Origin of the sequence: Paenarthrobacter sp. CC6 (genome assembly GCF_040560085.1) — a bacterium.
In the GTDB taxonomy this organism is placed as follows: domain Bacteria; phylum Actinomycetota; class Actinomycetes; order Actinomycetales; family Micrococcaceae; genus Arthrobacter; species Arthrobacter nicotinovorans.
On record NZ_JARDAN010000005.1, the window covers coordinates 400,867 to 418,192 of the forward strand.

Below are 17,326 nucleotides of genomic sequence, written 5' to 3' on the forward strand. Positions count from 1 at the left end.
AAAACTCCACTCCCGTCAGCTAAGCACTTTCACCTTTGCCGGCACCGGCCGCCCCGCCGCCGCCCCAGCCCGCTGCACCAAATACACCGACCCCAGCACCAACACCGCGCCCACAATCTGCCAGCCCGACAACGCCTCCCCCAGGAACGCGAACCCCATCACGGTCGCCACGAGCGGGCTCAGGAATCCCAGGAACGAGACCACCATCGTGGGCAGCCGCTGAATCCCCCGGAACCACACGGCGTAAGCCACCAACGCACCAATGACGCTGAGGTACGCAAAGCCCGCAAGATTGGGGAAGGTAACCGACGTCGGCAACCCTTCGACCAGCAGCGTTACCGGCAGCAGCATCACCCCACCCATCGCCAACTGAAGGCCGGTAAACCCAAGCAGCCCCACGCCGTCGGGCCTTCCCCAACGTTTCGTCAGGACAATGCCGGCCGCCATGCTGAGCGCACCCGCCATCCCGGCAAGCACACCAATGACCGTCAGCGACGCGTCGGAGCGCAGGACCAGCAAACCGACCCCGGCAGCTCCCACGGCGCACGCCACGATGTGCGCGAGGCGGATCCTCTCCCCCAGCAGCAACGCACCCAGGAAGAGCACGAACAGGGGCTGGATCGACCCGACCAACGCCGCCAACCCACCCGGCAACTGGTATGCGGTGAAGAACAGCAGGAAGAAGAACAGCCCGATGTTCAGTGCGCCCAGTGCCGCTGCTTTGAACCACCAGGTTCCCCGCGGCCATGTCCGGGTGACGAGCATCAGCACGACGCCGGCAGGCAGGGCCCGCACGGTTGCGGCAAGGAGCGGCCTGTCGGCGGGAAGGAATTGAGTTGTCACCAGATAGGTGGAACCCCAGACCATCGGTGCGAGCGCTGTGATGAAGAGGTCGCGGGGAGACATCCGAGCCATTATTCACTTCCATACATTTCGATGTCGAACTATTTGATGTATGACAATGTAGGTGTTGTACTGTTTGAGGTCAAGCATGGGAGGGCAATGGACCGCGACGCAGTGGACACGATTCTTGACCAATGGAACCGGGAGCGCCCCGATCTGAATGTCAGCTCCATGGGTATTTTGGGCCGACTCGCAAGGGCGAACCGTTTGGCGTCACTCGATGTGCAGAGATTCATGAACCAGTTCGGGCTGGAGCCTTGGGAGTTCGACGTCCTGGCAACCCTTCGGCGGTCGGCAGCCGAGGCGCCGCTCACGCCCGGGCAGCTCGCCAGCCTGACCATGATCGGCTCCGCAGCCATGACCAACCGCGTCGACCGCTTGGTGAACCGCGGCCTGATCCACCGCGAAACCAACCCCGGGAACCGCCGTCAGCTACTGGTCAGCCTGACGCCCGAGGGACTTGCCCTGGTTGACGAGGTGGTGGAACATCACGTGGAGAATCAGCAGAAGATGCTCGACGGCCTCTCCAAGACCGAACGCGAACAGTTGGCGAACCTCCTGCGGAAGTTCCTCCTGGCAAACAACGACGGCGGCCCCGCCTAAGCAGCCAGCCTCACCCATGCAAGGATGAGGCGTGGACACTTCCTCTGAGCAGCTGGCGATCGCAATCGGCAAGGCCATGGTGGGTGGTGACGGCACTTCCTACGATGCAATCTCACTATGCCAAGCTGGTGGGCACACTGAGCGGTACGCCATCTCAGTGCTTCCAAGAGGCTTCATATGGTCCGCGACGCGGCTATTGGACGGAACCACCCAGAGCTTTGACCCTCACACCATGACTGTTCAGGTTGACGGCGCAGCCCAGCATTCCCTCTCCATAGAGCGCGTCCCCCGCGCCTTTCCTGAGTCCGTTCAGTTGGCCTTCCCACTCTCCCTCCCCATATGGGGCCGGAGCATGGACAGCTACCATCCGGCGGCCGTGGAGATAAATGGCACAGACACAACACTGCTGCTAAGGCACCGCTCCGACCCAACAATCTTTGGATCCTTCACGTTCGAAACGGAAAGCGGAGTCGCGAAAAGCTACTTCACGCCCAGCGAGGTACGGAAGCTGGAGCGCGAGTCAAAACCGGACGACGGCGGAATAGACTTCGGCTTCGTAGCGGGCATTGGGGAGAGCCTGCCACCAGGGATGCAGTATCCCACGAAATCTACGCAGACATAGAGGTGGCATCCAGTCCATCACTACCGGATCACTCAGACTCGCCAGGCCCCCGGGGTGCAGCCTTCTGCTTGGCTTTCCGCAGGACATAAACTCCGTAGCACCCGAATCCCAGCATTAGCACTGCTCCCGCGGCCCGCCACCAGACCAACGGTGGCCACGTCGCAAAGATGATCGCCAAGGCAAAGAACATCACTACTTGCAATGGGCTCGGTGCGTTCTTCACAGGTCTTCCCCCCGAACTGGCGAAATCTTCCTTGAACTGTGAGTCTACGAAACAACCCGAATGTCACAGCGTAAGACGACTAACTTTTCATTTCGGAATTTTCCGACATATCATCAACCCGTGCCCTCCGACGTCTTCGGCGCCCTCGCGAATCCCTCGCGGCGGACCATCCTCGACACCCTCCTCGCCGGTCCCCTGACCGCGGGCGAACTGACGGGTCGACTGGAGCTCAGCCGCTCATCGGCGTCGGAACACCTGGCCGTCCTCAAGGAGGCAGGCCTGATCCGCGAGGAACGGCAAGGCCGGCACAGGATCTACCACCTCCAGCCGCAAGGACTGCGTGAAGTCAGCGGTTGGCTGCAGCACTACGAGCATTACTGGAACCAGAGGCTCGATGCCCTGGCCGGTCTTCTGGATGAGGAGAATACCCATGACTGAAAACGCCATCCGCCTCGAGCGCACCTTCCCCCACCCCAAAGAATCAGTGTGGGCCGCCCTCACGACGCCGGAACTGCTCGCCCGTTGGTGGGCACCCGGGGATATCGCGCCCGTCGTGGGGCACCGCTTCACCATGGACATGGGCGCCTGGGGCCAGCAGCAGTGCGAAGTCACCGCCGTCGAGCCCGGCGAGTCGATCACTTTCGTCTTCGCCGAAGGCAGCTTGGATACGACCATCACCTGGACGCTGGAAACGGTCGACGCCGGGACAACACTTCACTTCGAACACGCCGGCTTCAACCTGGACTCACCCATGGGACGGCAGGCCATCGAGGGCATGGGCAACGGCTGGCCGGGCCTGCTGGGGCGGATCGAGCAGGTGTTGGTGAGCGTGGGCTAGGATCGCCGCGGTGACGGGTTCCCGCCTATGGCTCGAAGTAGGTGGAGAATCACTCGTATGGGTGGATCTATGTATCAAGCGGCAAACGACTATTCAGTATCGGAGGATGCCCGCCGAGCTCGCAGCTCCCGCGCGGAGGAATTCGGCCAGTTCGCCTACGGATTCTCTGCTACCGCGCCGAGCCCGCTCTCGATCTCGGGTCCATCGGAAGTCGAGACAGGGCTCGTGGTCGATGCACGCTTCGACCATCCGCCTATTGAAGGTGAAACCAGCCCACCGACAGAATGGCTGATCACCCTCAAGCCCGTTCTCAACCATCCACTGGGTGCCGGGCAGCTTATTGACCTTCTAGCCAAGGAACTTGTTCGATTTGGTCTTGGTCAAATGGTTGCCACGAATCCCACGGAACTGCTCCGGGCACTCGCCAGCGCCAGCGCCCAGCCGACGTCCATAACCATCAACGGCGTCGCAACCGTCGGGTGGAGTCTTGAACTTGCTGAAGTCCGGGGGTTAGTCGCCGGTTCCCATGGTCGGGTGTTCATGTGGCTCGCCACGCGAGTCTCATCAGCTCCCAAGCTCTTGGTCACGAAAGACCTGGGCTCATATGTGCGGGCACTGCTCGGCACCTAGACCGGCTGCTACATTGCAGGGAACCGCATGTTCAAGGGGGAACGGCATGGAAGCTTTGCAATGGATACCAGCGATCTTGGCGGGAGCCGCGGCACTCTTTGTCATGGGATCAATCATTTGGGGCTTGTTCGACGTTCTTGGTGACAAGCGCCTTGACCAAGCAACGCGAACTGTATGGGCGCTACTGATCTTCGCCCTGCCGCTCATTGGCATCTTGGCATGGCTTTACACCAAACCCCAGATCGCCGGCGGCAGTGACCACGTCCGCCTGAAAAAAACCCTTTAGGGGCACTTAGCCGCCGGGCGCTTACCCGCCGGGCGCCCGGCCCCCGCAAGGCGCGTCTCGCCGTCGCACGCCTTCCGACGGGCCGGCCGTCACCCGCCCGCAATCTCCCGCAGCGTCTGCAAGTGCGCAGCCCATACGTCCCGGCCCAATGCCGTCAGACTGGCCGACGTCCGCGGCATTTTCCCCGCGAAGCTCTTCTTGATCTTCACGTACTCGGCCTTCTCCAGGATGGCCAGTTGCTTGCTCAAGACGGAATCGCTCACCTGGATGGCATCGCGGATGTCCTTGAAGTCCATCGATTCCGCGCCGGCGAGCGCAGCCATGATGGAGAACCGGACGGGTGAATGGACCAGTTCGTTGAGCTTGTGGCGCGGGTGTTCTGCGGGGGTGGTCATGCGCGCAGCTCGCGGAAGGCCGCTGCCAGGCCCACTGCACCGAGAGCAATGGCCGCCGGGAGGTAGAACCACAGGTTGCCGTCCCGGAAGAACGAGGAGCCCACCACGAGCGCCACTATGTAAAGGGCAAAGTACGCAAACAGGGACGTGAGGAAGCGCCTGGTGTAGCCGGCCTTGGTGGACCGCTGGAACATGGGCCAGACGGAGGCTGTGACGGCAGCCCAGGCACCCACCGAAATGGCTAACAGGGCTGCGCCGTAACCGGTCACGAGCACGATGTGCATACCGATCATGAGCAGCGATCCAATGATCGCGAGGCTGGTAAAGGTGACGGCAACCGGCCAGGCCGCTGCGTTGGTTGAGGTGGCGCTGATGGCCTCTGCCTTGGCAAGGAGCTCGCGTGCTTCTGCAGCGGAAGGGCCGCCTGTGGTGTCGTTCATGGTTCCCCCAAAGATGCGTTTACTTGATAGAGCAACTCTAGAAAGTACTTTCCACTCTGTCAAGTACTTTCCACTGCCCTCCCGTTACCACCAGCCCCACCAGACCCGGTAAATTTGATTCCACGAGTTTGACCCTCGGTGAGCAACACCACTCGCGCGCCTCACGAAAGCAGGATCATATGACCGTCTCTCCCCTCATCTGGGGCATCACCATCGTCGTCATTCTGGCGCTCTTGGCCTTTGACTACTTCTTCCACATCCGCAAGGCCCACGTTCCTTCCCTGAAGGAAGCAGCCATCTGGTCGTCCATCTACGTAGGCCTGGCAGTCGTCTTCGGCATCCTGGTACTGGTCTTTGGCGGAGCACAGATGGGTTCGGAGTACTTCGCCGGATACATTACGGAGAAGGCCCTCTCGGTCGACAACCTGTTCGTCTTCCTGATCATCATGGCGAGCTTCCGGGTGCCGCGTGAAGACCAGCAGAAGGTCCTGTTGTTCGGCATCGTGTTCTCACTGATCGCCCGCACCGGCTTCATTTTCCTCGGCGCCGCGCTCATCAACTCGTTCGCCTGGGTCTTCTACATCTTCGGCCTCATCCTGCTCCTTACGGCCGGCAACCTCCTCAAACCCGGCGACCACGGCGACGACCAAGCGAACAACTTCATCATCCGGCTCGCCAAAAAGCTCTTCCACACCACGGATAAATACGACGGCGACAAGCTCTTCACCATGGTCAACGGCAAGCGTGCCCTGACTCCCATGCTCCTGGTGATGGTGGCCATCGGCGGCACGGACATCCTCTTCGCCCTCGACTCCATCCCCGCTATCTTCGGCCTGACGCAGAACGTCTTCATCGTGTTCACGGCGACGGCGTTCTCGCTGATGGGCCTGCGCCAGCTCTACTTCCTGATCGACGGACTGCTGGACCGCCTCATCTACCTCTCCTACGGCCTGGCGGCCATCCTCGCGTTCATCGGCGTCAAGCTGATTCTCCACGCGCTGCACGAGAACAACCTGCCGTTCATCAATGGCGGTGAACACGTCAACGTCATCGAGATCACCACAGGCCTATCGCTGAGCGTCATCATCGGCGTCCTGGTCATCACCGTGGTGCTCTCACTGATAAGCCCGGCAGGCAAGGCCCAAACTGCCATCAACAACGCCCGCCGCCACGCCGTGGACTACTTGGACCTCGACTACACCGCCGACGCCAATGAGCGCGAGCGTATCTACCGGGCATTGACCGCGGAGGAAGCCCAGATCGTCCAGATGCCCCTGAAGTATCGGAACAAGGCAAAGGACGTGGAGAAGATCCGCGAACAGGTGGCAGAAGCCCACCGCCAGCACGAGGCGTTCCTCAACCGCTAAGCACAGCCCTCGTATCAGCATGAAAACGGGACTCTGGTACCACTGCCAGGGTCCCGTTTCGATGTTCACCTGCACATTCGATGACGGGCAACGTCGAATGCGCAGCGGGCCATCGAATCGGGCCCAACCGATCCGCTAAACGGCCGCCGGTTTCCGCCACATCACCGCGAGCACCAGCACCAAGGCACTAAGCCCGAGCATCACCAGGACCATGATGCCCCAGTTCGCCTGGTTCACACCCGGTCCATACAGCACACCGATCAGCACGGTTGCGGTGATCGCGCCAAGGTAGCGGCACGTCTGGAAGATGCCAGCCGCCACACCCCTCTCCTCGGGACGGGCCGAAACATACAGGCCTTGGTTCGACGCCGTACTGACCACGCCATACGGAACACCCATCAAGGCAGTCAGCACGAACACCACCGGAGCCCACAACGTCATCGTCAGGACGCCAAGTGTTCCTGCCGCGAGCGTCAGGATCCCGACGCCGGCGATCAGCACCGAACGCACACCGAACCGCTCAATGAACCGCACCGTCAGCGGCGTCACCACAACCGACAACGCCGCAAGGGGAAGCATCAGCAGGCCTACCACACCGGCGTCGTAATGGCCCGCTTCCTGCAGCAGCTGCGGCAGGCCGAAGAACGCAAAGTAATACACGCCGCTGAAAACAATGAACAGCATGTAGACCAGCAACAGCGGGCGGTTGCGGCCCAGCAGCCGGAGGTCCAGGAACGGCGGCCTGAACCGCAGCTCGCGCCAGGCAAAAAGAGCGCCAATCACGGTAGCCGCTCCCAGAAGGTACCAGCGGTAGCCCGGCATCACGTTGAGCAGCGCCATCATGGCGAGCATGAGGGAGGTGACGAACGCGAGGATGCCGGGGATGTCGGAATCCCGTATCAGCGTTCCCAGCGAACCGGTCTCCCTGCCCGAATCGGCAGGTGCAGTTTGCCGGACAACAAACAACGCGAGCAGCGCGATGGGCACGTTGATCGCGAACAGCGCCTGCCACCCCACCAGGCTCACCAACAGGCCGCCCACCACGGGACCCACAGCAGCGGCCGAGGTGTTGGCCATCTGGATCCGGCCCAGCGGCCGGGTGGACGGCAAGTTCGCCAGCCGGCTTAGTTCGGTGACCATCACGACGGCGGACGGGTACGCCGTCGCGGTCCCTACAGCCATGAGCGCGCGGGCCACACAAACCAGCGCAAAGTTGGGCAGGAACGGCGCGATCGCACAAGTAACAGCAACCAAGGCCATGCCGAACATGAACAGCCGCCGGGGCCCGAAGCGGTCAGCCAGCCTGCCCATGAGGGGTTGCCCTGCCGCGGACGCCAGATAGAACGAGGTGATCACCCAGGTGACTGTTGCGACGTCGAGCTCAAAATGCTCCCGAAGGACCACCAGTGCAACAGCGATCATGGACGAGTTCAGCGGGTTCAGTGCAGTTCCGAGGCTCAGCGCAGCAATCGCGAGTCCGGGACGGGGTTTCTTGGCGGTCACCCAACCCAGTCTGCTCCATGGTTGCCTCGGGTTACGAAACGGGTTCGGTGGGCGGACTTACTGGTTCGGGCAAATTTTGCTGGATCATCCGGCGTGGCACCGGCACCCAACCCTGGAATTCCGCGGGTGCACCGATGTGCGGGCGACGATGATCCAGCAGAATGTACTCACTCCTCGAAGTGCGTGGTGATCTTCCCGGAAGACACAGCCGCGATGATGGACTTGGCCAGATGCCGCAGCTTGATGTTCCGGTTGCTGGAGGCCGTCCGCAGGATAGTGAAAGCTTCCTCCTGGCTGCAATGGTTTTGCGCCATGATCGCCCCGACCGCGAGGTCGATGACGGTGCGCGACTGCATCGCTGTTGCCAGGTCGTTCCGGGCATCGCTGAGTTGTGCGATTTTCAAGGCGAGACGCAGCGACTTGGAGGCGTGGGAGGCGAAAACCTCGGCCCGCTCCATGTCCTCGGCTTTGAACGCATCCGGTTTCTCGGAGTACAGGTTCAGGGCAGCGCGCGTATCGCCCTCGACCAGGAGCGGAACGCTCAGGATGGAGCGAAGCCCTTGGTCGGAGGCGGCCTGGATATAGGCCGGCCAACGCTGGTCGCTCAGGAGATCCGGGACCAGTACGGGGGTGAGCTTGTCCATGGCAGTGAGGCAGGGACCTTCGAAGGTGCTTTGGAGCTGATCCATGACGCGGGCGCGCTCGTCACTGCTTGCGGCAGTTGCCGACTTCTTGCGACGTAACACTGTGATGCCGCTGTATACGGGGCTCTCCGGGTGAGAGAGGCTCTCGGCTGAGAAAGCCGCGAGGTCGCTGAGAAAAGCCTCAACGTCCTCGCTTCCCAGGACGAGATCCAAAAAGTATCCGTTCTGGAGAGCTTCATGCTCGGGGAGGGGGTTGACCATGCACGTTCCTACTGACTGAAATGCGTCCCCAGCAGACAGCAAAGGAGCGAAAAGGGCCGCCCTCTGCAAAACGGTCTGGCAATACCTTATCGCCCAACGATCGACGGTACAAAGTGCGGCGCAAGAGGTGCTGACCTGCGGGAACAATCACCGGTACAAGCCATTTTGTCAACCCCGTCCGGGCTTTTACACGACAAAGAAAGTAAGTAGGCTTATTATGCAAACGGGGTCCCACCACGGGGCCATTCGCGCAAAGGAGTCATCAGATGGGCGTAGAAGACAGCATCCGCAAAGCCACAGAAAATGCCATGGAAGACCTGGCCGGAACCTCCGACCCCGCAGACAAGGGCCAGGTCCCTGAACCCGGCGGGAAGGACAATGACATCCAGGTCCACTCGTCCATCAGCGAAGGCTCCAACGCCATGGACGAGGACCTCTCCCCGAAGGAGGACCGTCCGACCGGTCGTCGGCGCGCCCCGGGAGAACCCGACGGCGGAACACAGCCCCGCAGGCAAGATGACGACGGCGGGACCCGCCAAGACAGCCAGGAAGACACCGACGTCCCGGCCAGATCAGGCGACGTCCCGGGACCGGCTGGACTACCCAGCGACGATCCCAATGACCTCCGGGCAGACCCTTCCGAAGGCGGCGGCGACCCCTCCACAAGCATGGGCCGTGGCTAGCAGCCCTGCCGTAGATGTCCACAGCCCAAAGCAGTAACGGCTAAGACGCCGGCCCCGCCGTCGAGCCCCTGACCACAAGCTCAGTCCCCAGCTCGATCCGCTGCGGCAGCTCCTCATCTCCTTCGAGGTGACGGAGGAGCGCGCGCATGGCAGTTTCGGCCATCTGCACCACGGGCTGGCGGATGGTGGTGAGGCCGGGCTCTATCCATTCAGCTGCGGGGATGTCGTCAAAGCCGATGATGGAAAGATCCTCGGGAATGCGAAGGCCTGCTGAGCGTGCAGCCCGGTAAGCACCGAGCGCCTGGGCATCGTTGCCGGTAAAGATCGCGGTGGGCCGGTTGGAAAGGGCCAGCAACGCTTCCGTCCCACTGGAACCGGACTCGGTGGAGAAATCGCCCGGCACCATAAGGGAATGATCCACCTCAATACCACCCCGCCGCAGCGCTGCCACGTAGCCGTCCTCACGGGCGCCGCTGCATTGGAGGTCCTCGCGGCCCCCGATCATTCCGATCCGGGTGTGGCCCAACTTCAGCAGATACTCGGTGGCAGAGAAAGCGCCGTCCCAGTTGGCGGCACCCACGGTCATGAGGTCCGGCCCGGGTTGCCCCACAGGATCGATCAGAATGACGGGGATACCCAAGGATTTGATGCGCTGAATCTGCTTCTGGTCCAGACCGAAAACGGCAAGCAGCACGCCGTCGGACTTCCGCTCAGCGAGGTTCGCCAGCCAAGGACGGATCCTGGAACCGTCCAAGGACAGGCTGCTGACGACGGTGCCGTAGCCGGCTTCCTGCGCCACGCGCTCTACGCCTTCGATAATCTCGCAGGCCCATTCGGAGCCCATGCCTGGGAACACAAGATCCACGAGCCCGGCCTTCTTGCTCCGTTTGGCCGGCCGCCGCGCATAGTCACGCTTGGCGATGATCTCTTCGACCCTGGCACGTGTGGCTGCGGCAACATGGGCATGGCCGTTGAGAACCTTGGATACGGTGGGCACCGAGACTCCGGCCTCACGGGCGATCTCGCTGATCGTGGCCCGTCCAGAGTCCTGCTTGGTCACCATGGGTCCCCACCTTTCCAGCCCGGGATCACCCCGCGGCGATGTCTGTTTCGGAAAGTTCCCACGCCTGGATCCGGCCGCACATGCCATAGATCCTGCGGGTTTTCCGTTCGCCCATCGTAGTCCTCGCATCCTGCAAGTAGAAACTTTCCATGGACTCGAGAGACTCCAACTGCCGCCCCGTCAGCTCCGCCTGCCGCGCAGCGCCCCCAACCAAGTAGTCTCGCCAGTTTCCGGTCTTGCCGCTCACCAACCTCGCGGCCGCGGCATGAAATTCCGCCAGCGCCCCGACCCCCGACTCCTGCACGGCCGCCTTCAGGGCCAGATAACCCTCCAAAGCCAGGTCCCGACGACGGCGCGCGGCCGCCTCCGCCGCCGCGTCACCGCCGTCGGCATCCCGGGACGGAAGGGACGCAACACGCGCGTAAGCGTCAACGTCCACCAGGTGCACGGGCGGAAAGGTCATCACCGCGTCGCCGTTCTCCGGAAGGCCGGCGTTCTGCATGACAATCAGCACCCTCAAATCGCCCGAGTCGTTGATGGCACGGTGGACGGTACCCGGCGTGAACCAGACCACCGTTCCGGGGGCCAACGGCGTGGAGGTGAACCCTCGCGAGTCCAAGGTTTCCAAGCGACCAGTCCCCTGCTGCACCACATATGCCTCCGTAGAGGCGGTGTGCACGTGCGGTGAGCCGCCGGCTCTGCCATCCGCCCCTAGCCAGTCATAGATACTGACCTCGGATACGGCGGTGGCCCCCGGAAATGTGTTGCACATGTCAGGCCCAGCCCTCCAGTGCTGCCTTGGCGGCAGCCGCGAGCGCGGCAGCTTGCCCGCCTTCCAGGTCGCCGTCGGCAATCACGACGGCGTACCGGTACGTGAGCGGCTCGGCCTCCGTGAGCGGGACTACTTCGCTGAAGAATGGAGCCGACCCGAGGCAGGCGAACATGGAGGAGCGGGCGAACCACTGGTTGGAGGCACCAGGGTTGGCTTGGTCCTCGACGAACAGGATGCTGGACTTCCGGCATGTGACGTCGTGCTGACCGGTGAACGCGATCCACTCTGAGCGCGTGCCCATGAATTCGTCAGCACCGGTCCCTGCTTCGGAGCGGAATTCCCCGCCTGTGAATGAGCGCGGCCCGCGCCAGAACAGCCCGCCGTAACCTGCGTTGTCGCGACCCTCTGTTGTGGGGCTCCCGATCCCGATCTCGGCGCCGGAGACGTTGCTCATCTCTGTTTCGAAGAGGAGTGCCCACGCATTGAGGGTGGGAAGGAGCTGAATGCCGAACCGGCGCTTCTCGACGATGAGCGGCTGACCATTCTGCCCGTCGCCGGAGGGTTGCGCACTCCAGAGCAGTGTTTCCGCAGCGGTGATGCCTTCGCCGGAGTCTTCAATGGACGTGAATGCCCGGTGGTTCATGGCACCGTTATTGTCCAGGTTCGCGTAGCCGGTGTCCCGGGTGTAGGTGGCACCGCCCCAGAAGTTGTGCTCTCCCACGTTCGGCAGCGCCCAGGACAGGCCTTTGTGCCAGACGTGGTCCCACGGCCTGGAGATGGTAACTTCATCGCCTTCCAGTGTCTTCAGTGGGTGGAAGAAGGGTCGGGGGCTCTCGTACTGCTCATCTACAGGCAGATAGGTGTACGTGGCGATGTCCTGGGCGCCGACCGTGAAGGTCAGGGCACGGCCGTCGTCGGTGTAACCAAGGGTTTGAGTGTAGGAGCTTTGGGCTGTGCTGGTCATGGTGTTCTCCGTTTACGTGGTGGTTAGGCGCGGGCGGTGGCGGCCAGGACGCGGGTCCCCCGGCCTTCCCCGTCCATGCCCTCATAGAAGGCGTGGCCGGGGACGATCTCTCCGCGACGAACGGGGGCACCTGTGAAGGCCGACGCGTAAATCGCGGCAGCGAACTCCAGTGTCTGCCGGGCTGAGTCCGCCCCGGCTGGGAGCGGCAGGCCGGCGTCGAGCGCGTCATACATGGCGAGGAACTGCGCAGAGTGCCCGCTGCCCCGCTCCAACGGTTGGCTGGACCAGGCGGCGGAGACGGCGGCCTCGTGGCCAGGCGCGGGCGTAATGGTCCAGTCCTTGGTGCCGTAACCGTAAAGGTGGCTGAGTTCGACGGTGGCGTATTCGCAATCCACGCGGATGTCCGAGGTTTCGCGCGGCGAGAGCAGCGAGTTGATGACCGTCGCGGCCGCGCCGTTTTCGAAGCGGACGAGCGCGGCGGAGAAGTCCTCGGTCGACGTGGCCCGGGCTTGCCGCGAGGCGATTGCGTGCACCTCGTCCCATGGCCCCAGGAGGTGCAGGAGGAGATCGAACTGGTGGATGCCGTGGCCCATCGTGGGCCCACCGCCCTCCGCTTTCCACGTGCCGCGCCACGGAAGATCGAAATACTCATCCGGCCGGTACCACAGCGTGTCGCAGCGGGCTACGAGGGGTCGTCCGAAATCGCTGCCACCAATCAAACCCCTTGCAGCTGCCGAGGCGTCACCGAAGCGGTGCTGGAAGACGCACGAGAACTGGGCGCCGCCCGTGGCCTCTGCGGTGTTGAGCCTGTCGAAGTCGGCAAGGCTGAGTGCCGGAGGCTTCTCGGACAGGACGTGCACACCGGCCTCAAGGCACTCGATCGCCTGGTCAATGTGCATCATGGGCGGAGTACACAGGTGCACGATGTCCGGTTTGGCCTCGGCCAACAACTCCGTGAGGTTCTGGTAGCGGCCGGCGATCCCATGCTCATCCGCGAAGGCCTGCAAGCGTGCGTCTTCGACATCGCACGCGGCGATCAACGTCGCTCTGTTGTCGGTGCGGGCCAGGTTGGACGCGTGAACAGCTGCGATCCCGCCTGTTCCGATGATGGCCACCCTGTAAGTCTGCATATGGGTCTCTCCGTTGAGCGTAAGCAATTATGTCCGAAAGTTTCTGATTTTTTAGTGAGCAACTTATCCACAACTGCCCACCAATGACACAACGCTATGGAGAAAATCCTCATAAATCAACAGAAAATCTGCCTAGCAAGTTGATTAAAGTTTCTGATACTTTCTAAGAACCAACCCAGATCCCGAGGAGAAGCTTGTGAGCACCGGTGCCGCCGATCAGCACGCACTCGCCCGCGTTCCAGCGTCCGGCATCGTGGAGCATCTCATCCGTGAAATGACTCTGGAAGAAAAGCTGGCACAGTTGGCAGGCGTGTGGGTCAACGCCTCCACAGATGGTGATTCCGTTGCACCTTTGCAGAGCCAAATGGCCGGAGACGACCGCTCCTGGGACGACATCATTGCCGATGGCCTGGGACAGATCACCCGCATGTACGGGACTGTTCCCGTGGAGCCCGCGGAGGGTGCGCGACGGCTGGCCGCAGCCCAGGAACAGATCATGGCCGCATCCAGGTTCGGCATTCCCGCCCAAGTCCACGAGGAATGCCTGGCCGGGTTGGCCGCCTGGAAGGCCACAGCCTTCCCCGTCCCCCTGGCTTGGGGCGCCACTTTCAATCCTGGCCTGGTGAAGGAGATGGCCTCCCGGATCGGTGAAAGCATGCGCTCCCTCGGGGTGCATCAGGGCCTGGCTCCGGTGCTGGACGTTGTCCGTGATCTCCGCTGGGGCCGGGTCGAGGAGACGATCGGTGAGGACCCTTACCTGGTGGGAACTGTAGCAACCGCTTATGTTCAGGGCCTGGAATCAACCGGGATCGTTTCCACCCTCAAGCACTTTGTGGGCTACTCGGCCTCGCAGGCCGGCCGCAACCATGCCCCTGTCTCCATGGGTCCCCGGGAACTCGCCGACGTCATGCTGCCGCCTTTCGAAATGGCCCTCCGGCATGGTGGCGCCAGGTCGGTGATGCACGCCTATACCGACATCGACGGCGTACCCGCCGCCGCGAATCGTGCCCTTTTGACCGGGCTGCTCCGTCAGGAGTGGGGTTTCAACGGCACAGTGGTGGCGGACTACTTCGGCGTCGCGTTCCTCGATGTCACCCACGGCGTTGCAGCAGATTCCGGAGAGGCGGCCATATTGGCCCTCTCCGCGGGCGTTGATGTGGAGCTCCCGACCGTGAATTGCTTTGGCGCGCCGCTCGTCGCCCGTGTCCAAGAGGGCGCCCTGGACGTAGCTGTGGTTGACCAGGCACTCCGCCGGGTCCTGACGCAGAAGGCCCAGGTGGGGCTCCTGTCCCCCGACTTCTCCCCTGCTCCGCCGGCCTTGTCAGCAGCTATTGAACTCGATCGCACCGAAGACCGGGCCCTTGCGCGTGAGTTGGCAGCGCAGTCCTTGGTCCTGTTGAGCAACGGATCGTTCGACGGAGCTCCAGCGCTCCCGTTGCCATCCGGCGGATCTCTGGGTGTGGTGGGTCCCTTGGCCGATGACCCGTTCGCCATGCTGGGTTGTTACTCCTTCGATGCCCATGTCGGCGCATCGCATCCTGATGTTCCCATGGGCATCTCAGTTCCTTCGGTCGCGGCTGTTGCGGCCGAGCGTTTCGATTCTGTGCTCAGTTCCGTGACCGGAAATTGTGAGGTGGCCACGGAGACTGAAATTGCCGAGGCATGCCAGATAGCCGCCTCCGTGGACACCTGTGTGGTGGTGGTCGGTGACAACGCGGGACTCTTTGGTCGCGGCACCTCAGGCGAAGGGAACGACGCCGCCGACCTCCACCTTCCCGGCGATCAGCACCGGATGCTTGACCGGGTCCTTGCGGCCTGCGCGAATTCCGGATCCCGTGCCGTGGTGGTCGTCCTGAGCGGGCGACCCTATGCACTCGGCGACTTCGTCGACCGGGCCGACGCGATCGTTCAAGGGTTCTTCCCTGGCGAAGCCGGCGGCGAGGCACTCTGGGACGTGCTCACCGGCGTCGTCAATCCCTCCGGCAAGTTGCCAGTCTCCGTGCCGAGGTCGTCCGGTGGCCAGCCCGGCACCTACTTGCACTCCCGGCTTGCCGGTCGCACTGAAGTCAGTGCGCTGGATCCCTCGCCGCTGTATGGGTTCGGGCACGGTTTGTCCTACACCAGCTTCGAATTGTCGGATCACCAGAGCAGCGCACCGGCGATGTCGACGTCGGACTCGGTCACCGTCAGCTGTACGGTCACGAACACCGGTCTCCGTGATGGCGCCGAGGTTGTCCAGCTGTATCTGGAAGATCCCGTGGGTGAAGTAGTGCGTCCGGTCCGCGAGTTGATCGGGTATGCGCGGGTGGAGTTGCCGGCGGGAGCTTCTTCCGAGGTGGAGTTCGTGGTCCATGCGGACCGCACGTCCTTTACCGGATTGGACCTGCAGCGTGTCGTGACGCCCGGCCTGGTGAAGCTGCACGTTTCCACCTCCTGCGCCTCAGATGCGGCCACCCACGAAGTAATCCTCCACGGGCCACGCCGTGTGGTCGGGTTCGAACGGGAGATGCTCACTCCGGTGCGGGTGCGGGCTACGGCTTGAACGGGTACCCACGTGGGCTGTCTGTAGGTTCACGACCCACTTTGGCATTCGTTGGCCCCAAATTCAGCCGATTCCGGTTGCATAAGCGTCCAACGGAGTTCAAAGAAGGTAATGGAAGCACGGCCCACGGCGGGGTCGGCTGCCGGTAGGCTTCGGAGATGCTCCCCCTCCCAACCAAACGATTGCGCTTTCGCGAGATGACGCCTGCTGACATCGACGGGATGAGCAGCCTGCTCGGTGACCCCCACGTCATGACGTACTACCCGGCGCCCAAAACCCGGGAAGAAGCAGCCGCCTGGATCGACTGGAACCGGGCGAACTATGCCCACCATGGGTACGGGTTGTGGATCGTGGAAACCCACGACGGCGATTTTGTCGGCGACTGCGGGTTGACGTGGCAGAACGTCAATGGCCGGTCCGAGCTTGAGGTTGGTTACCACGTACGCCTGGATCTTCAGCGGCGGGGCTATGCCACGGAAGCCGCTTTGGCATGCCTCGAATACGCCCGGGATGTGGTGGAAGTTGATCGCCTGGTAGCCATCATCCACCCCGACAATGTTGCCTCCAGGCGCGTTGCCGAACGGATCGGAATGCGGCACCTTGAGGACGACCTTGCGGGCTCCACGGTTCGGACCGTGATGGGTGTCGAGCTCCGTTAGCCGCCTCTCCGGCCTCACGCGAACTTCACGTCCGTGTCCGGGTCCTTCCGGGTATCCAGCATTCCGGCGATCTTGCCTTCCAGCGCGGCAACTGTTGCTTCGGGAAGGACGATCAGGCCGTCGAGTTCCTTGCGTGCGCGCTTGTACGCAGTTTGCCGTTCCGCAGGTGTAGCTGCGGTGTCCTCGGCAATGCGCAGCAGTTTCCGGGCCGTAGCCAGGCGCTGCCGCTCCGGGCCGCTGAAGTTGCCGTCCTTGATGCGCCGGGCCTCCCGCTCCGCGACATCGAATGCCAGTTCGTAGCTGTGGACTGCCGCGCGGTACTCGGCGAGCCGGGCCGGCGTCGAGATCTCCTCCGGCGCTCCGGGACGCAAGCCGTCGGCTTCCTTCTTGGCGCGCAGGAAAGCGACGGTCAGCGGCTCACGGACGTCGGTCATCAGCGGAAAGTCGATGAGATTGCCGACGTCGAGTTCGTACTCCAGCCATCTGTGATTGACCGAATCGTGGGCGGTCATCAGTGAGACCACCTCAGCCTGGTTTGCTTCCTCGTGCACCGCCAGCTGGTTGCGCAACTTCAGCAACTCGACCTTGCGGCGGTGCCGCTCTTCACTCGCTTTGGACCACGATCTCGCCCAGCCGCCAGCCATCCCGCCGATGGGGAAGATGAGCCACCAGTAACTGCCAAGGAAGTCGAAGAGGGGTTCCACCGCTCCATCCTCCCACCGCTGCCGACGGTGCCTCAACAGGCCATGGCGAGTCGCTCAATCATCTGGATTTTTGGGCCCGCAGACGCTGCCACCG

At 62.8% G+C, this 17,326-nt stretch carries 20 protein-coding genes; 10 read left to right on the top strand and 10 right to left on the bottom strand.

Annotation, left to right across the window (positions count from 1 at the left end):
- Window positions 1-15 precede the first annotated feature (15 nt).
- Window positions 16-906 (bottom strand): EamA family transporter, encoded by an 891-nt coding sequence (locus PV760_RS04275; RefSeq protein ID WP_354627222.1) that lies wholly within the window; start codon window positions 904-906, stop codon window positions 16-18.
- Between the two features lie 96 nt (window positions 907-1,002).
- Here PV760_RS04275 and PV760_RS04280 point away from each other — a divergent pair, with 96 nt between their 5' ends.
- From PV760_RS04280 to PV760_RS04305, 6 genes are all read left to right on the top strand, one after another.
- The gene (locus PV760_RS04280; RefSeq protein WP_354627223.1) at window positions 1,003-1,506 is read left to right on the top strand and encodes a MarR family winged helix-turn-helix transcriptional regulator; all 504 of its coding nucleotides are present in this window, start codon (window positions 1,003-1,005) and stop codon (window positions 1,504-1,506) included.
- Between the two features lie 31 nt (window positions 1,507-1,537).
- On the top strand, window positions 1,538-2,128 hold the full coding sequence (locus tag PV760_RS04285; RefSeq protein ID WP_079581140.1) for a hypothetical protein: 591 nt from the start codon (window positions 1,538-1,540) through the stop codon (window positions 2,126-2,128).
- A gap of 343 nt (window positions 2,129-2,471) precedes the next feature.
- Window positions 2,472-2,789 (top strand): ArsR/SmtB family transcription factor, encoded by a 318-nt coding sequence (locus PV760_RS04290; RefSeq protein ID WP_018777176.1) that lies wholly within the window; start codon window positions 2,472-2,474, stop codon window positions 2,787-2,789.
- Window positions 2,782-3,189: an SRPBCC family protein gene (locus PV760_RS04295; RefSeq protein WP_354627224.1), complete on the top strand. Its 408-nt coding sequence runs from the start codon at window positions 2,782-2,784 to the stop codon at window positions 3,187-3,189. The genes PV760_RS04290 and PV760_RS04295 overlap by 8 nt, the downstream gene beginning before the upstream one ends.
- A gap of 69 nt (window positions 3,190-3,258) precedes the next feature.
- The gene (locus tag PV760_RS04300; protein ID WP_055974535.1) at window positions 3,259-3,819 is read left to right on the top strand and encodes a hypothetical protein; all 561 of its coding nucleotides are present in this window, start codon (window positions 3,259-3,261) and stop codon (window positions 3,817-3,819) included.
- A gap of 46 nt (window positions 3,820-3,865) precedes the next feature.
- Window positions 3,866-4,105, top strand: coding sequence for a PLDc N-terminal domain-containing protein (locus PV760_RS04305; protein WP_064722006.1), 240 nt, complete (start codon window positions 3,866-3,868; stop codon window positions 4,103-4,105).
- Between the two features lie 89 nt (window positions 4,106-4,194).
- On the opposite strand, the gene PV760_RS04310 is transcribed toward PV760_RS04305, so the two are convergent.
- Both PV760_RS04310 and PV760_RS04315 read right to left on the bottom strand, forming a co-directional pair.
- Window positions 4,195-4,500, bottom strand: a complete 306-nt coding sequence (locus tag PV760_RS04310; protein WP_055974529.1) for a winged helix-turn-helix domain-containing protein — start codon at window positions 4,498-4,500, stop codon at window positions 4,195-4,197.
- Complete coding sequence (locus PV760_RS04315) at window positions 4,497-4,940, bottom strand: hypothetical protein (protein WP_354627225.1); 444 nt, start codon at window positions 4,938-4,940, stop codon at window positions 4,497-4,499. Before PV760_RS04315 ends, PV760_RS04310 begins: the two co-directional genes overlap by 4 nt.
- Window positions 4,941-5,119: 179 nt before the next feature.
- Between PV760_RS04315 and PV760_RS04320 the strand changes: the two genes are divergently transcribed.
- Window positions 5,120-6,307, top strand: coding sequence for a TerC/Alx family metal homeostasis membrane protein (locus PV760_RS04320; protein WP_018777168.1), 1,188 nt, complete (start codon window positions 5,120-5,122; stop codon window positions 6,305-6,307).
- 135 nt (window positions 6,308-6,442) lie between these two features.
- On the opposite strand, the gene PV760_RS04325 is transcribed toward PV760_RS04320, so the two are convergent.
- Window positions 6,443-7,810, bottom strand: coding sequence for an MFS transporter (locus tag PV760_RS04325; protein ID WP_110505833.1), 1,368 nt, complete (start codon window positions 7,808-7,810; stop codon window positions 6,443-6,445).
- A 167-nt stretch (window positions 7,811-7,977) separates the two neighbouring features.
- Window positions 7,978-8,715 carry an ANTAR domain-containing response regulator gene (locus tag PV760_RS04330; RefSeq protein WP_354627226.1) on the bottom strand — a complete coding sequence of 246 codons (738 nt, stop codon included), beginning with the start codon at window positions 8,713-8,715 and terminating at the stop codon, window positions 7,978-7,980.
- A gap of 266 nt (window positions 8,716-8,981) precedes the next feature.
- Between PV760_RS04330 and PV760_RS04335 the strand changes: the two genes are divergently transcribed.
- A complete protein-coding gene (locus PV760_RS04335) occupies window positions 8,982-9,398 on the top strand; it encodes a hypothetical protein (RefSeq protein WP_354627227.1) in 417 nt (138 codons plus the stop codon).
- 40 nt (window positions 9,399-9,438) lie between these two features.
- Here PV760_RS04335 and PV760_RS04340 read toward each other — a convergent pair whose 3' ends face one another.
- Genes PV760_RS04340 through PV760_RS04355 form a run of 4 tightly spaced genes read right to left on the bottom strand, consistent with a single transcriptional unit; the run spans window position 9,439 to window position 13,327 of the window.
- Window positions 9,439-10,461 (bottom strand): LacI family DNA-binding transcriptional regulator, encoded by a 1,023-nt coding sequence (locus PV760_RS04340; protein WP_354627228.1) that lies wholly within the window; start codon window positions 10,459-10,461, stop codon window positions 9,439-9,441.
- A 25-nt stretch (window positions 10,462-10,486) separates the two neighbouring features.
- Window positions 10,487-11,233 (bottom strand): cupin domain-containing protein, encoded by a 747-nt coding sequence (locus PV760_RS04345; RefSeq protein ID WP_354627229.1) that lies wholly within the window; start codon window positions 11,231-11,233, stop codon window positions 10,487-10,489.
- Window position 11,234: 1 nt separating this feature from the next.
- On the bottom strand, window positions 11,235-12,197 hold the full coding sequence (locus PV760_RS04350) for a DUF6807 domain-containing protein (protein ID WP_079581152.1): 963 nt from the start codon (window positions 12,195-12,197) through the stop codon (window positions 11,235-11,237).
- A 23-nt stretch (window positions 12,198-12,220) separates the two neighbouring features.
- Complete coding sequence (locus PV760_RS04355; protein ID WP_079581153.1) at window positions 12,221-13,327, bottom strand: Gfo/Idh/MocA family protein; 1,107 nt, start codon at window positions 13,325-13,327, stop codon at window positions 12,221-12,223.
- A gap of 196 nt (window positions 13,328-13,523) precedes the next feature.
- Here PV760_RS04355 and PV760_RS04360 point away from each other — a divergent pair, with 196 nt between their 5' ends.
- Both PV760_RS04360 and PV760_RS04365 read left to right on the top strand, forming a co-directional pair.
- The gene (locus tag PV760_RS04360; protein WP_354627230.1) at window positions 13,524-15,869 is read left to right on the top strand and encodes a glycoside hydrolase family 3 N-terminal domain-containing protein; all 2,346 of its coding nucleotides are present in this window, start codon (window positions 13,524-13,526) and stop codon (window positions 15,867-15,869) included.
- A gap of 158 nt (window positions 15,870-16,027) precedes the next feature.
- Window positions 16,028-16,528: a GNAT family N-acetyltransferase gene (locus PV760_RS04365; protein WP_354627231.1), complete on the top strand. Its 501-nt coding sequence runs from the start codon at window positions 16,028-16,030 to the stop codon at window positions 16,526-16,528.
- Between the two features lie 14 nt (window positions 16,529-16,542).
- Here PV760_RS04365 and PV760_RS04370 read toward each other — a convergent pair whose 3' ends face one another.
- A complete protein-coding gene (locus PV760_RS04370) occupies window positions 16,543-17,232 on the bottom strand; it encodes a hypothetical protein (protein ID WP_018777157.1) in 690 nt (229 codons plus the stop codon).
- Window positions 17,233-17,326 lie beyond the last annotated feature (94 nt).